At 48.3% G+C, this 876-nt stretch carries 1 protein-coding gene; it reads left to right on the forward strand.

What is annotated here, in order from left to right; all coding sequences use genetic code 11:
• The coding region (locus tag R7Q46_RS25820; RefSeq protein ID WP_318078036.1) for a cbb3-type cytochrome c oxidase subunit I at positions 1 to 876 on the forward strand (876 nt) is incomplete at both ends.

The following is an 876-nucleotide window of genomic DNA, read 5'->3' on the forward strand; positions in this document are numbered from 1 at the left end:
ATCACTGCGTTCTTACTTATTGCCGTCATGCCAGTGTTGGCGGGTGCGGTGACGATGGTACTGACCGATAAGTACTTTGGTACCAGCTTCTTTGATGCTGCGGGCGGTGGCGATCCTGTGATGTTCCAACACATTTTCTGGTTCTTTGGTCACCCAGAAGTGTACATAATGATTTTGCCGTCGTTCGGGATCATCTCTGCCATTCTTCCTGCATTTAGTGGCAAAAAGCTGTTTGGCTATCACTCTATGGTGTACGCAACATGCAGTATCGCGCTTCTTTCTTTCCTTGTGTGGGCACACCACATGTTCACGACAGGCATGCCCGTGTTTGCAGAACTGTTCTTTATGTACTGCACCATGTTGATTGCGGTACCGACCGGAGTAAAAGTGTTTAACTGGGTCGCAACCATGTGGCGTGGCGCACTGACCTTTGAAACGCCAATGTTGTTTGCGATTGCGTTTATTGTTCTGTTCACTATTGGCGGATTCTCGGGTTTGATGCTTGCTATTGTGCCTGCGGATTTCCAGTACCACGATACCTATTTTGTGGTTGCGCACTTCCATTATGTCTTGGTGTCTGGCGCGGTCTTCTCAATCATGGCGGCGTCGTATTATTGGTTGCCGAAATGGACGGGGAATATGTACGACCACAAGTTGAGTTTGTGGCATTTCTGGTGCTCAGTCATTTCCGTCAATGTCCTTTTCTTCCCGATGCATTTTTTAGGTTTGGCGGGCATGCCGCGAAGAATCCCTGATTACGCGATTCAATTTGCGGATGTGAACCAAATCGTATCCATCGGCGGTTTTGCCTTTGGTTTGTCGCAACTGATTTTCTTGTGGGTCGTGATCAAATGTATTCGTGGCGGAGAGAAAGCG

The sequence above is a fragment of the Vibrio sp. 811 genome, from assembly GCF_033339195.1.